Consider the following 13136-nt stretch of genomic DNA (forward strand, 5'->3'; position numbering starts at 1 on the left):
GCACCGGCGGGGCCGGGGGCGCAGGCGGGAACGGGGGCGCGGGCGGCACCGGCAGCGACCCGGGTACCAACGGAGGCGGGGCCGGAGGCCGCGGCGGCGTGGCCGGCACCGGCAGCGGCGCCACCACGGGCGCCGACGACGGCGGCGCAGGCGGCGCAGGCGGTTCCGGCGGCGCCGGCGGGAACGGCACCCCGGGCACCGACGGAGGCGGGGCCGGAGGCCGCGGCGGCATGGCCGGCACCGACAGCGGCACCACCACCGGCAGCGACGACGGCGGCAGCGGAGCCGACGACTCCACGACGGCCGCGGACGGCGCAGGATCGCCCCAGGACGCTGCTGGTTCGAACCCCACGGTGCCGGCCCCGGTCGACGTCCACGAGCTGGTCCGGTCGACCCTGACCCAGGTCTGCCATCAGCTGCTGACGTCCGCCTGACGCATCAGCCGCGCACCGTGACCTGACGCGGCGGCACCGGCGGCGCCCCGGTTGACGTCCTCACCCGGGGCGTCGCTCGGCGGCGTCGAACGCGGGCGCGAGCGGGGCCAGGGCCTCCCGGAGCTGGTCCGGTAGTGAGCCGGAGGGCAGGACCAGTGCTCCCGCGCCGGTGCTCCCGGCCTCCTCCTTCCCGGCCGGCCGGAGCCAGCCCTCCAGCGCGATACGGACCGCCGCGGCGACGCTCGCCGCGAGCACGCGGGCAGTGTGCGCCCCCGCGTCGTCCAGGCGTTCGGCGATCACCGCGGTGAGCGGGGGCTCGATGCCGGCGGCGGTGTCGAGGTACGCCTCGCGCAGCGCGGGCCGCGTCGTGATCAGCAGCAGTGCCCGTTCGTGCCCACCGGCGTCCGTGTACTGCTCGACCACCGCGTCGGTGACGGCGTCCGCCAGCCGCACCCCTGCCGGCCGCGCCGCGACCGCCGCCGCGATCCGCTCCTCCCGGTCCGCGGTCACCGCCGCGACGATCGCCTGCTCGCGGCTGGCGAAGTAGTTGTTGTAGGTGCGCGGCGAGACCCCGGCCGCCTCGGCGATGTCCTCGACCCGCACCTGGTCGGGTCCGTGTTCGACGGCCAGCCGCAGGGCCGCCTCGCGCAGCGCCGCGCGCGTGGCCTGCTTCTTCCGCTCCCGCAACCCCGGTGGTGTCGTCACGGCGCCAGCGTCGCACGGATAACTGCGTGTGCGCAAATTTGCGTGTACGCAGTTATTCTGCCAGTGTCGGCCCGCCCGAGACCGACGGAGAGGACGCCACCGTGCGAGCACGAGGAATGACCTACGACACCGGATTCGTCGTGCACGGGCGGGTGTCCCGCGAGCAGCTCGATCCGGCGGTGGTCCGGCGCGAGCTCGCCATCATTCGCGACGACCTGCACTGCAACGCGGTCCAGATCATCGGCGGCGACCCGGACCGGCTCGAGCCGGCCGCCCGTGCGGCCGCCGAGCTGGGCCTGGAGGTCTGGTTCTCGCCCTATCCGCTGGAACTGGATCCGGAGCAGATCCTCACGCTGTTCCGCGACTGCGCCGAACGAGCGGAACGGCTCCGGCAAGAGGGAGCCGCGGTCGTGTTCGTCGCCGGGGTCGAGCTGAGCGTGATGAACCGCGGGTTCCTCCCCGGCGGCAGCCCGGAGGAACGGGTCGAGCTGCTGATGAGCCGGCCCGAGCGGCGGGCCGAGACGATGCGCGAGCTCGGCGGGCGCATCAACACGTTCCTCCGCGACGCCGTGGCCACGGTCCGGGAGCGCTTCCGAGGCCCGCTCACCTACGCCTCCATCCAGTTCGAGCAGGTCGACTGGGCCCCCTTCGACATCGTGACGTTCGAGCTGATCCGCTCCGCCGAGGTCGCCGACCGGTTCCGGGACGCGGTGCGCACCCTGGCCCGAGGCCCGAAGCCGCTCGCCGTCACCGGGTTCGGCACCGCGGCCTACCGCGGCGCGGGAGACCGGGGCGGCCGGGTCCTCGACGTGGTCGAGCACGACCCGCAGACCCGAGCGCCGGTCCGCCTGAAGGGCGTCCACGAGCGCGACGAAGCAGGCCAGGCCGCGTATCTGAGCGAACTGCTGGAGATCTTCGAGACCGAGGGCGTGGACAGCGCGTTCGTCTTCCTGTTCGCCCTGCCCGGCTATCCGCACCGTCCGGACGGCGACCCCAGGGACGACCTGGACCGGGCCGGCCTGGGCATCGTCAAGCTCCTCGAGGGTCGCCGGGGGCAGACCTACCCCGACATGGAATGGGAACCGAAGGCCGCCTTCGCGGCAGTGGCGCAGCGATACCGGAGCAGCGGTACCGGAGGTGACGGCCCGAGCAGCGGCGTCCCCGCATGGTGACGCCGGGCCGGCACACCGGGTGCGCCCGGGCCCGGCGACGACGTCGTCAAGGGCCGGCCGGGCGCGCCCATCGGGCCGACGCCCCTGCTGGGCAGCGGAATGGCCACGTGCCCGAGATGCGCCACGCGACCGCGGGCCGGCCCGTCGAGGACGTCAGGCCGCGGGACGGCGGCGGCTCAGCCGCGTGCGGCGACGGCCCTCGACTGCTCGACGGCCAGGGCGTCGACCAGGTCGTTCATCTCGTCCCCTGAATGCCCCTTCACCCAGCGGAAGGAGACGTCGCCACGCTCCTGGACGAGCGTCACCAGGGGCTCCCAGAGGTCCCGGCTGACGACGGGCTTGCGCGCGCTGGTCACCCAGCCCCGCGCGATCCAGCCCTTCCACCACTCGTCGCGGAAGCAGTTGACGACGTACGTCGAGTCGCTGACGACGACCAGCGGTCCCTGCAGTGCCCGGACCGCCTCGAGCGCGGCCCGGATCTCCATGCGCTGGTTGGTGGTCGGGAACTCACCACCGCTGTCCTGACGGCCGTCGCGGGTGGCCCAGGCCCAGCCGCCGGGGCCGGGGTTGCCGGAGCATGCGCCGTCGGTCCAGACCTCGAGCGCACCCTCGACAGCGGGCATGTCGGGCCTGGCGGGGCGGGCGCGCCTGGCGGCGGCCTTCGCGGGGGCGGCCGTTGCGGGAGCGGCCGTCGGGTCCGCCGACGCGCACGCCGAGTGCGCCCACCGGGACCCGGAGCGGGCGATCTCCTCGCCGGGCGAGATCGGGTCGGAGCACACGCCGCAGGTCGTGGCGTACTTCGCGGTCATCGGCACCGCCCCAGCCTAGGAGGCCGCCACGACCGCAGGCGTTGACAGGTCCTCCGCGCGCGACGGACGATCCCGGCGTGGACGCGCCGTCGCCCCTGGACCGGCTACCTCCCCTCAACGCATTGCGCAGCTTCGAGGCTGCCGGCCGGCTGCAGAGCGTGCGCCGGGCGGCGGCGGAGCTGTCGGTGACCCCGAGCGCGGTGAGCCGGATGCTGGCGCTGCTGGAGTCGTCGCTCGGGGTCGCCCTGTTCGTGCACGAGCCGCGCTCGATCCGGCTCACCCCGGAGGGCAGCCGCTACCTCGACGCCGTGACCGAGCACCTGCACGGGCTCGTCGCCGCGACCGACCTGCTGACCTGCCCGCGACGGAACGAGACGATCCTCACCGTCCGCGCCGACACCCTGTTCGGCAACTGGCTCGTGTCGCGGCTGCCCTGGTTCCACCGCGGCCAGCCGTGGGTCGCGCTGCAGCTCACGACGGCCTCCGGCGCGGGCGACTTCGGCCGCGGCGACGTCGACGCCGAGATCCGTCCCGGGATCGGTGCCGCGGCCGGCTACGCGACGCAGCCGCTGCTGGCCGAGCCCGTCGCCTGCGTGTGCAGCCCCGGCTACCTCGCCCGGCACCCCCTGGCCGTCCCGGCCGACCTGCGGGCCGTCCACGAGCAGGACCTGCTGCGCTGCCTCGACTCCCCCGGCACCTGGGACGACTGGCTCGACGAGGCCGGGCTCGCCGACGTCAGCGCCAAGAACGGCCTGGCCTACGGCGATGCCGCGCTGGCCTGCCGGGCGGCGGTGTCGGGGCAGGGTCTCGCCCTGCTGCCGCCGACACTCGTCGAGCCGGAGCTGGCCGCGGGCCGGCTCGTGCGGCCGTTCTGCGCGAGCGCGCAGCCCGTCGGCCAGGTCGTGGAGTTTGCGCTGCACTACCCCGTCGAGCGGGAGGATCGCCGTGCGCTGCAGGCGTTCCGGCGCTGGCTCGACGACGAGCTGGCGCCCCGGGCACAGGCGGGCTGAGCGCTACCGGCTCATCGAGACCTGCGTGCCGCCCACGGTGCCGCCCTTGACCTCGTCGAGGTCGACGACCACCGCGACGCCCTTGCGGTCGGGGTCGTGGTCGCGCTCGGGTTCCGGCGACGCGTCGAACACCGCGCTGCGGACGGCCTCGTCGTCGACGACGGCGGCGCGGCCGGAGAAGACGTAGGTCGTGCGGGAGTCGGAGTCGCGGTAGAGCAGACCGACCGCGGGGTTGCGCGCGATGGCGTCGACGATGCCCCCGGAGGCGTGCCGGACCCAGATCGCGAGCTGGTCCGGCCCGTGGACGTGGGTGGAGCCGCGCAGCGACATGTGGGGCCGGTCGTCGAGCCCGACGTAGGTGACCGTGACCGGCTTCTTCCCCGCGAGGGCGCCGTTGATCCGCTCGGTGATCTCCTCGGTCAGTGCGATCCCGGTTCCGTTGGCGATCCCGGTTGCGTCGGCCACGTCGGTGCTCCTCGTCGTCGAGTGGGTGGTGATCTCGACGCTAACCTCGGTCGCCGGTGGCCGAGCATGAGATTTCGTGACGCACAGTGCTCCGCCGGGCAACACGCCGCGCGGCCGGCCGACACGGCGCTCGTCGGCACCGCGCAGCCCGCTCCCCGCGTGCACACCGAGCGAACGTCGGGCGGGCGCTCTCCCCGCCCGGACCGTCGGCACCCCGGCGTCGCGCAGGTGCGGGCTCATGAGCCTCCGGCACGCACCCCTTGCAGCACCGCGTCCACGACTTCGTGCGCGAACGCGACGTCGACCTCGGCGTGTGCGAACGCCATGCGATACCAGAGCGGCCCGTAGATCGCGTCGATGATGGTGTCGACGTCGAGGTCCGACCGGAGCTCGCCGCGCTCCTGCGCCTCCACGAGCGTGCTCCTTATCGACTCCCGGCGCGGCCCGAACCACTGGTCGACGAGGATCGCCCGCAACTCGTCGTCCGCCTGGGCCTCGCCGAGCAGCACCCCGAGGTTCCGCCCGAGTGGCGTCCGGTGGAACACCTCGATGAAACGCTCCGCCCGCCTCTTGAGCGTGACGTCGAGGGTGGGACCGTCCGGCGGCACGGCGGAACTGCTCCGCTCGAGGAAGACGTCGAGCACGACGGCCGACTTCGAACCCCACCAGCGGTAGATCGTCTGCTTCCCGACCTTGGCGCGCGCCGCGATCGCCTCGATCGTCAACGCCTGGTAGCCGACCTCGTCGAGGAGCTCGTAGGTGGCGTCCAGGATGGCGCGCCGCGACCGCTCGCTGCGGCGCTGGACCCGTTCGGCTCCGGTCGTGGTCACCGGCCGGACTATACGCACGGGAGTATCTAGACGGAACGTCTCGTCTCATCTAGTTTGTGTCCTGTTCCCGGAATGACCGTCCACCACCGGCTCGCTCCGCCTCGTTTCCCGGCGGACCAACCGGTGGCCGACGGGTCGCGCGCCGGCCGGCGGAAGCGCGACCCTCATCGACATCGCGCCCAGAGCCGAGCCGCGACGGAAGGTGCTGACGGAAGCATGCGACGCACAGCGACGACGCCGACCGCGGACGAGACCTCGGTCGCCCGACCGCTACCTGGCGGTCGGTTCCGGAGCTGGACCTCGACGTTCCCGCGGCGCCTCACCCTCGCGGCCGTGGTGCTCGTGGCCGTGTTCGTGATCGCGGGCGAGCATCAGCAATCGATCGCGATCACGGTCATGATCTACGCGATGTGCGCCATGGCGCTGACGGTACTCATGGGGTGGGCGGGCCAGCCCTCGATCATGAGCGCGGGGCTGCTCATCGCGGGCGGCTACTGCGCGGCGCTGCTCGGAACCTGGGCAGAGCTCCCGTTCTTGCTGGTCCTCGTCCTCGTCCTGGTGGCGGGCTTCGTCTTCGGCCTCCTCGCGGCCCTGCCCGCCCGCCGCCTCGGCGGGATCTACCTGCTACTGAGTACGCTGGCGATCTTCTACCTGATCACCAACGTCGGGAACTACGTCCAGACCGTCGAGAAGGCCTATGCCGGGTTCACGCTCCCCTACGCGTCGATCTTCGGGTTCGACCTCGACAGCCCGAGCCGGTGGTTCCCGGTCTGCGCCGTGGTCCTGTTCTGCGTCTACGAGTACTTCCGCTACCTGCGATCGACCCGGATCGGTCGAGCATGGATCCTGCTGAAGGAGCATCCGGACGCGGCACGGGTCGCCGGGATCAGGGTTCAGGCCTACATCGGTACCGCGTTCGCGACGACGACGGCCTTCCACTTCGTCGCCGGTGCGCTGCTCGCCTACTTCATCGGCAGCGCGTCCTACGACTCGGTAACGCTGCTCGACAGCGTGAACTTCATCGTCATGATCGTGCTCGGCACCATCGGTTCGTTGCCCGGGGCGATCATCGGGGCGGTCATCATCAGTGCGGTCCCGCCGCTGATCAACACGTTCTTCGGCAGCGGCAACGCATCCGGCTTCGTGAGTGACAACCTCCTGGCCATCGAGCTGATCGTGTTCGCGCTCATCGGGATCGTCGTGCTTCTCGACGGACCGCGCCGGCTCGTCGCGGCCCTCCGCCGGCGTCGCCGGGCCGAGCGGACCGCGGTTCGACGCAAGGCGGCGCCCGCCGAGCCCGGTGCCGACCCCGCACTGCTCGCCGTCCGCGACGTCTCGGTGACCTACGCGGCCGGCGAACGCGCCGTCCTCGACGTGTCCATGGAGCTGGCCGCCGGCTCTGCCACCGCGGTGATCGGTCGCAACGGTGCCGGCAAGTCGAGCCTGCTGTTCGCGATCGTCGGCTTCCCGCCCGGCAGCGGCGGGCGGATCACGTCCGGCTCGGTCGTCTGGACCCCGCCCTCGTCGTCCGCACCGACCGATCTGACGTCGCTGTCGATCACCGAGCGGTGCGCCCGGGGCGTGGTGTTCGTGCCCGCGGAGGGCAAGGTGTTCGACGAGCTGAGCGTCGAGGAGCACCTGCGGGAGGCCCTCGCGCCCGGACAGGGCCGCCCAGTCTCGGCCACGTCCATGGCGGAGATCCTCGACATCTTCCCCGCGCTCGCCGGACGCCTGCGCAGCTCGGCGGGCCACCTGAGCGGCGGGGAGCGTCAGCAGCTCGCCCTCGCCGCGGCGATCGCGCGGTCGGCGGAGCTCGTCGTGATCGACGAGGCCTCGCTCGGCCTGTCCCCCGTCGTGATCTCGTCGCTCGCGCCGGTCCTGCGCCGGGTGAGCACGGAGTTCGCCCGGGGACTGGTGATCGCGGAGCAGGACCCACGGCTCGCGATCGCGGCCGCCGACAACGTCCTGCTGATGGACAGCGGCAGGGCCTTGCACGAGAGCGCCGCGGACGCGCAGCTCATGCGCCGCATCGAGAACGTCTACCTGGGCCGCCTCGCGGCCGAGCCGACACCACCGGTGTCACAGCACTAGGTCCGGCAGTTCCCCGCTCCGTTCGGAGCATCTCGCGAGTCGACGACGACGGCGAGACGACAAGGAGGTCGTTGATGCTGGGAGTGCGCATCCGCAGGGCCGGCAGGCTCGCCTGCGCGGCGATCGCGGTCGGGCTGATCGCCGCGAGCTGTGGCTCGGACGGTGGTGGAGGTGGTGGCGCGGCCGACGCGAGCAGTCCGTTCGTCCTCGGCGGCCAGTTCGACCTCTCCGGCATCGCGCGGGCGGCGAGCACCCCGGCCAGCAAGGGCCTGCAGGCGGCGGTGGACGGGGTCAACCGCCGAGGCGGCGTCGACGGGCGGAAGATCGAGCTGGTGATCCGCGACGACGGCTCCAACACCGCGCGGATCACGTCGGTCTACCGGGAGCTCGTCACCAGCTCGAACGCCTCGGCGATCGCGGGTCTGGTGTCCAGCCAACAGACGCCCGTGGTCGTGCCGCTCGCGGAGCGCGACAAGATGGCGCTCATCGACGCGGGCACGCCCGGTAGCTTCATCCAGCCGCCCAACCCGTCGGTGTTCAGCTCGAGCGCCAACCAGAACCTCCAGGGCCCGGCGCAGCTCGCGTACATCATGTCGCTCGCGGGCCAGGGCAAGGTGCCCGCCAAGCCCCGGGTCGCCGCGATCTACTACGCCACCCCGTCGAGCACCGAGGCGCTCGAGGCCACCAAGGCCTACGCCGCCGAGGTCGGCATCGACCTCGTCACGGTCGAGAGCCCGCCGGTCGGGCAGGGCGCGATGGGACCCGTGATGAGTGCCATCCGGTCCGCGAACGTCGACGCGATCGTCTCGGGGCTGATCCCCACCGACGTCATCGCCGCCGTGAAGGTCGCGGCGACCAGCGGCCTCGACATGTCCATGCCGTGGGCGAACTACTCCTTCGGCGGCGGCCCCGAGGTGCTCAAGGAGATCGCCGGCCTCGGGCACACCGGCTACGCGGTGCTCGCGACGGTCAACATCCTCGGGGACACCCCGGGCAGCAAGACCTTCCTCGAGGACCTCAAGGCGAACGGCGTCGACCCCATGGAGCAGGGCGTGGAGGTCGGCTACATCCAGGGCATCATCGCCGCCGAGGTGTTCGCGAAGTGCGGCTTCCCGTGCGCGCCCGAGAAGTTCCGGTCCACCATCGCGACCTTCAGCTCGTCGCTCGACGACCTGGCCTTCGGCCCCGTCGCGTACTCCGACCAGGACCACAGCGGCATCGGCGTCGTGAAGTTCGCGAAGTGGGACGCCGCGACCGGGAACCTGACCTACGCGGGGGACGCGGTCAAGCTCGAGGTGAAGGTGTGACGGCGGCGGGAGCGGTGCCGTGCGGGTAGCCGTCGACCTCGTCGCGAACGTCGTCCTGCTGGCCGCGATCTTCGGCCTGGTCAACGTCGGTCTCGTCGTGCTGTACCGGTCGACGGGCGTCCTGAGCTTCGCCCAGGGCCACCTGCTGATGTTCGGCGCCTACATCATGTCGACGGTCCAGCCGTCGCTCGGCTACTGGGGTGGCCTGGCCGTCACCGTCGGCGTCATCGCGGTCATGGGCGTCATCATCTACGCGACGACGATGCGGTTCATGCTCGGCAAGTCCGAGTTCGAGAAGGTCGTCATGTCCTTCCTCGTCGCGCTGATCATCACGCAGGTCATCGACCTCATCTGGAGCACCCAGTCACGGAGCATCTCCCCGCCGACCAGCGCCGTCATCGGGATCGGCGCGGGCCGGCGTCCATGGAGCAGCGTGATCTCGCTCGGCATCGCCGTCGGCGTCGTGGGGGTCCTGACGTTCCTGATCTTCAGGACCGTGCCGGGTCTGCGGATGCGGGCGCTGGCGCACAACGAGACCCTGGCGGTGTACTCGGGGATGCGGGTGCACCGGCTCTCGGGCCTCGCCTGGGTCGTCGCCGGGGCGACGGCGGCGATCGCCGGCGTCGTCTTCGCGCAGACGAGCAGCGTGACGTTCTCCCTCGCCGACATCGGTCTGCTGGCCTTCCCGGCGGCCGTGCTCGGCGGCCTGAAGAGCATTCCCGGCTCACTGATCGGCTCGGTCGTCCTCGCGGCGATCTTCACCGTCGCGAACTACCTGCTCGGCGGCGTGCTCGGGGGCTCGGTCGTCTATCTCTTCATGCTGGCCGTGCTGCTCGTCCTGCCCTTCGGGCTGTTCGGCCGGCGGACGGCGCAGCGGCTGTGAGGGAACCAGTGAGCGACAGCGTGACCGGCACTGTGGAAGGAGCCGACGTGCAGGACTCGGCGGTGCTGCTCGACGTGTGCGACGTGACGGTCCGGTTCGGCGACCTCACGGTGCTCGACGCCGTCAGGATGCAGGTCGGCCTCGGCGAGATCGTGGGCCTGATCGGCTCCAACGGGTCCGGGAAGAGCAGCCTGCTCAACGTCGCGTCGGGGTACTACCAGCCGTCCGAGGGTGAGGCGACGATCACCGGGATCAGCATCAGCGCCCTCTCCCCCGAGGGTGTCGCCCGGCTCGGCGTCGGCCGCTCGTTCCAGAACATCGGGAGCCTGCAGGAGCTGACGACGGGCGAGTACATGATGCTGGGGCTCGAGACCGACTGGGCCGTGGGCCTGGCCCCGGCGTTGCTGTCGCTGCGCTCGAGCAGGCGCGCCGAGCAGGCGGCCCGGGAGACCGTGCGGGGCTGGGCCGAGCGCGCCGGGGTCGCCGACTACCTCGGTGTCCCGCTCAAGCACTGCCCCTACGGCGTGCGCAAGATCGCCGACATCGTGCGTGCCGTCATCGCAGGCCCGACGCTGCTCCTGCTCGACGAGCCGACGTCCGGCGTCGCGTCCGGTGACCGCGCGATGATCGCCGACCTGATCCGGACGCTCGTCGAGGGGACGAACCGGTCGGTCGTCGTGGTCGACCACGACGTCGAGTTCGTGAGCTCCCTCGCCGGGTCGATGGTCGCGCTGGCAGCAGGCCGCGTCATCGCGCGTGGCCCGACCGCCGAGGTCCTCGCCGACCGCGCGGTCGTCGACACCTTCATCGGCCACGCCAGCGAGGGGCTCGTGGACCAGATCGCACCTGGAGAGCAACGATGAGCCCCCACATCAGGGCCGTGTCCCACATCGCAGTCGGCGTCCGCGACATGGCGGAGGCGCTGCGCTTCTACCGGGACTTCCTCGGCCTGGCGGTGAGTCTCGACCAGCACGAGCAGCGTGGGCGCGAACGCGGCGACGGTTCGGCCCAGTCGGGGCGCCGCGCCGTCTACCTGCGTCTCGCCGAGCACGACGACGCCTCGTTCCTCGTGCTGGACCAGCAGCTCGACCATCGGGCCGACGGTGAGCCGCGCAACCTGTTCGACGTCGGCTTCCACCACATCGCCTTCTGGGCCGAGGGACTCGACGCGCTCGTGGCCGCCGCTCCCGCTGCCGGGGTGACGATCGTGCACGGTCCGGCGTGGGAGGACAGCACGAGCTGGGGCGAGAGCGCAGGGCGTCCCATCCGTACCGTGATCTTCCGTGATTTCGAGGGAAACATCGTGCAGGTGGACAGCCGTCATGACGGCTGACCTCCGGCCGCCGCGCGTCGGCTGCGTCGTGCCCAACGGCGGCGACCTGCTGCTGCGCGAGCCGATCGCGGCCGTCGTGGACGCCGTCGGCGAGGGCGGCGCGACGGGTCTGTGGTTCGCCGACCACCTCGTCGTCGCCGAACACGCCTCGTCGGTGCACCCGTACTCCCCCTCGGCCGACGACCAGGTCGACCGTATCCGCACCGTGACGACGCCGTGGTTCGAGGCGCTGACCTGCTGCGCGGCGGCCGCGGCGATCTCGGGGCCGCTGTGGGTCGGCACCGCTGTCCTCGTGCTCCCCCAACGCCGTCCGATCGAGGTCGCGAAGATGGCGGCGACGATCGACCGGCTCACCGATGGGCGCTTCGTCCTCGGCCTCGGGGCGGGTTGGCTGCGCGAGGAGTTCGACGCGCTCGGCTACGACTTCGCCTCCAGGACGGACCGGCTCGAGAGCGGTGTGGCGACGCTCCGGGACGCCTGGACCGGGACGCTGACTCTCGGGGCCGGGCAACGTGTCCACCTGCACCCCGCGCCTGTCACACGCATCCCGGTCCTCCTCGGCGGCAACGCGCCGGCGGCCCTACGGCGAGCGGCCGACCTCGGCGACGGCTGGCTCGGGATCGCGATGAGCTGGGGACCCTACCTGGACGCCCTGGACGAGCAGCTCGAGACGCTCGCCCGGCTGACGAAGGACAGACCGGGCACGCCGTTCACCCGGACCGTGCGCATCGTCCAGCACGATCGGACCGATCGCGACGAGCTCCTCGGCATGGTCGAGGCCATCGCGACACGCGACGTCGACGAGATCGTCGTCGAGCCCCCCTGGACCACACCGGCCCACACCGCGACGGTGCTGCAGGAGATCACCGACCAGATCGGAGCCCGATGACATGACGATCGACACCGGCGCCGGCGAGCGAATCGCGCCGTCGCGGTCGGGCTTCCTGTCCGGCGCCTTCGACTCCGACGTCCATCCCAACTTCCGCAACGGGATCCGCGACCTCGCCCCTTATGTGGAGAGCACCGCGATGCGCAAGCGCATGGGCCTGCTCGACGCGCCCCGCGGGAGCGCGGCGCGGGTGCTGCGCGGCGACAACGTCGTGCAGGTCCCGGGCGCCGAGATGCGGCTCCCGGGCGTCAACTACACGAACCCCGGCGGGACGATGCGCCTCGACGCGATGCCGCCCGACGGTGGCCCGCCCGGGTCGGACCCGCGGTTCGTCGTCACCGACCACCTCGATCGCCACGGCCTCGGCGGGGCGCTGCTGATCGGCGGGGGCGTCCTCGGACTGGGCGGCATCCCCGAGCCCGAGATCGCCGCCGCGGTCGCGTCGGCTCACAACCTGTGGCTCGAGGACGTGTGGTGCCGGGAGGACCCACGGTTCCGGATCGCTCTCGTCGTCCCGCCGCAGGATCCGGCACTTGCCGCGACCGAGGTCCACCGCTGGGGCCGTAGCCCCGCGGTCGCGGCGGTGTACGTGCCCGGGACCGACAACGGAATGGCGTTCGGACACCGGCACTACTACCCGATCTACGAGGCGGCGCTCGAGTACGGACTGCCGGTCGTGACGCACCCGGGCGGGGAGAGCTCCGGGACGAACACCGCGATGATCGCCGTCGGCAAGCCCGAGTACTACCTCGAGTTCCACGCGTCGATCCCCCAGGTGTACATGCGTCACCTCGTCAGCCTCGTCGTCGCCGGGGTCTTCGAACGCTTCCCGACGCTGCGGTTCGGCCTGATCGAGGCCGGTTGGGCGTGGTTGCCGCACGTGCTCTGGCGCCTCGACAAGGACTGGAAGGGCCTGCGGGACGAGTGCCCCTGGCTGCAGCGGCCGCCGAGTGAGTACGTGCTCGAGCACGTTCGCTTCACGACCCAGCCGATCTACGAGCCGGCCGATCCGTCCGACCTCGGCACGATGATGCGGCTCGCGCGGGCGGACCGGTGTGTCATGTTCAGCTCGGACTACCCGCACTGGGACGCCGACGCACCGGAGATGGCCTTTCGACGCGTTCCCCGGGACATGCGCCGGTCGCTGACCCATGACCTCCCGTCCGACTTCTTCCGGCTCGGCCGATAGCCCGCCGACCGTCTACGAA

13 protein-coding genes and 1 pseudogene are annotated in these 13136 nt (G+C 72.0%); 10 read left to right on the forward strand and 4 right to left on the reverse strand.

What is annotated here, in order from left to right:
* Positions 1–434, forward strand: a pseudogene (locus tag PSD17_RS18085) (hypothetical protein); the annotation flags it as partial.
* A gap of 60 nt (positions 435–494) precedes the next feature.
* Here PSD17_RS18085 and PSD17_RS18090 read toward each other — a convergent pair.
* Complete coding sequence (locus PSD17_RS18090; protein WP_103380236.1) at positions 495–1139, reverse strand: TetR/AcrR family transcriptional regulator; 645 nt, start codon at positions 1137–1139, stop codon at positions 495–497.
* A gap of 101 nt (positions 1140–1240) precedes the next feature.
* Here PSD17_RS18090 and PSD17_RS18095 point away from each other — a divergent pair, with 101 nt between their 5' ends.
* Positions 1241–2311 carry a hypothetical protein gene (locus tag PSD17_RS18095; protein WP_339123905.1) on the forward strand — a complete coding sequence of 357 codons (1071 nt, stop codon included), beginning with the start codon at positions 1241–1243 and terminating at the stop codon, positions 2309–2311.
* 176 nt (positions 2312–2487) lie between these two features.
* Here the strand turns inward: PSD17_RS18095 and PSD17_RS18100 are convergent, their stop codons facing one another.
* On the reverse strand, positions 2488–3120 hold the full coding sequence (locus tag PSD17_RS18100; protein ID WP_103380238.1) for a ribonuclease H family protein: 633 nt from the start codon (positions 3118–3120) through the stop codon (positions 2488–2490).
* Positions 3121–3197: 77 nt separating this feature from the next.
* Here PSD17_RS18100 and PSD17_RS18105 point away from each other — a divergent pair, with 77 nt between their 5' ends.
* On the forward strand, positions 3198–4130 hold the full coding sequence (locus PSD17_RS18105) for a LysR substrate-binding domain-containing protein (RefSeq protein WP_013674615.1): 933 nt from the start codon (positions 3198–3200) through the stop codon (positions 4128–4130).
* A gap of 3 nt (positions 4131–4133) precedes the next feature.
* Here PSD17_RS18105 and PSD17_RS18110 read toward each other — a convergent pair whose 3' ends face one another.
* Positions 4134–4595, reverse strand: coding sequence for a pyridoxamine 5'-phosphate oxidase family protein (locus tag PSD17_RS18110; RefSeq protein WP_013674614.1), 462 nt, complete (start codon positions 4593–4595; stop codon positions 4134–4136).
* A gap of 236 nt (positions 4596–4831) precedes the next feature.
* Positions 4832–5425, reverse strand: a complete 594-nt coding sequence (locus PSD17_RS18115; RefSeq protein ID WP_339123678.1) for a TetR/AcrR family transcriptional regulator — start codon at positions 5423–5425, stop codon at positions 4832–4834.
* 216 nt (positions 5426–5641) lie between these two features.
* Between PSD17_RS18115 and PSD17_RS18120 the strand changes: the two genes are divergently transcribed.
* The 7 genes from PSD17_RS18120 (at position 5642) to PSD17_RS18150 (ending at position 13117) form a co-directional block, all read left to right on the forward strand.
* Positions 5642–7516 (forward strand): ABC transporter permease subunit, encoded by a 1875-nt coding sequence (locus tag PSD17_RS18120; RefSeq protein ID WP_339123680.1) that lies wholly within the window; start codon positions 5642–5644, stop codon positions 7514–7516.
* A gap of 74 nt (positions 7517–7590) precedes the next feature.
* Positions 7591–8823, forward strand: coding sequence for an ABC transporter substrate-binding protein (locus PSD17_RS18125; RefSeq protein WP_339123682.1), 1233 nt, complete (start codon positions 7591–7593; stop codon positions 8821–8823).
* A gap of 19 nt (positions 8824–8842) precedes the next feature.
* The gene (locus PSD17_RS18130; protein WP_339123684.1) at positions 8843–9706 is read left to right on the forward strand and encodes a branched-chain amino acid ABC transporter permease; all 864 of its coding nucleotides are present in this window, start codon (positions 8843–8845) and stop codon (positions 9704–9706) included.
* A gap of 20 nt (positions 9707–9726) precedes the next feature.
* On the forward strand, positions 9727–10569 hold the full coding sequence (locus tag PSD17_RS18135) for an ABC transporter ATP-binding protein (RefSeq protein WP_143770462.1): 843 nt from the start codon (positions 9727–9729) through the stop codon (positions 10567–10569).
* A complete protein-coding gene (locus tag PSD17_RS18140) occupies positions 10566–11039 on the forward strand; it encodes a VOC family protein (protein ID WP_013674608.1) in 474 nt (157 codons plus the stop codon). The genes PSD17_RS18135 and PSD17_RS18140 overlap by 4 nt, the downstream gene beginning before the upstream one ends.
* Positions 11029–11928, forward strand: a complete 900-nt coding sequence (locus PSD17_RS18145) for an LLM class flavin-dependent oxidoreductase (protein ID WP_013674607.1) — start codon at positions 11029–11031, stop codon at positions 11926–11928. The genes PSD17_RS18140 and PSD17_RS18145 overlap by 11 nt, the downstream gene beginning before the upstream one ends.
* Position 11929: 1 nt before the next feature.
* On the forward strand, positions 11930–13117 hold the full coding sequence (locus PSD17_RS18150) for an amidohydrolase family protein (protein WP_339123686.1): 1188 nt from the start codon (positions 11930–11932) through the stop codon (positions 13115–13117).
* The last annotated feature ends 19 nt before the right edge of the window (positions 13118–13136 follow it).

It is taken from the genome of Pseudonocardia sp. D17 (genome assembly GCF_036984265.1).
Lineage (GTDB): Bacteria > Actinomycetota > Actinomycetes > Mycobacteriales > Pseudonocardiaceae > Pseudonocardia > Pseudonocardia benzenivorans.

Bases quoted from the DNA above. Each gene is read 5' to 3' on its own strand.
- PSD17_RS18140 (WP_013674608.1), top strand. From the start codon at position 10,566: ATGAGCCCCCACATCAGGGCCGTGTCCCACATCGCAGTCGGCGTCCGC.
- PSD17_RS18150 (WP_339123686.1), top strand. From the start codon at position 11,930: ATGACGATCGACACCGGCGCCGGCGAGCGAATCGCGCCGTCGCGGTCG.
- PSD17_RS18125 (WP_339123682.1), top strand. From the start codon at position 7,591: ATGCTGGGAGTGCGCATCCGCAGGGCCGGCAGGCTCGCCTGCGCGGCG.
- PSD17_RS18100 (WP_103380238.1), bottom strand. From the start codon at position 3,120: ATGACCGCGAAGTACGCCACGACCTGCGGCGTGTGCTCCGACCCGATC.
- PSD17_RS18120 (WP_339123680.1), top strand. From the start codon at position 5,642: ATGCGACGCACAGCGACGACGCCGACCGCGGACGAGACCTCGGTCGCC.
- PSD17_RS18145 (WP_013674607.1), top strand. From the start codon at position 11,029: ATGACGGCTGACCTCCGGCCGCCGCGCGTCGGCTGCGTCGTGCCCAAC.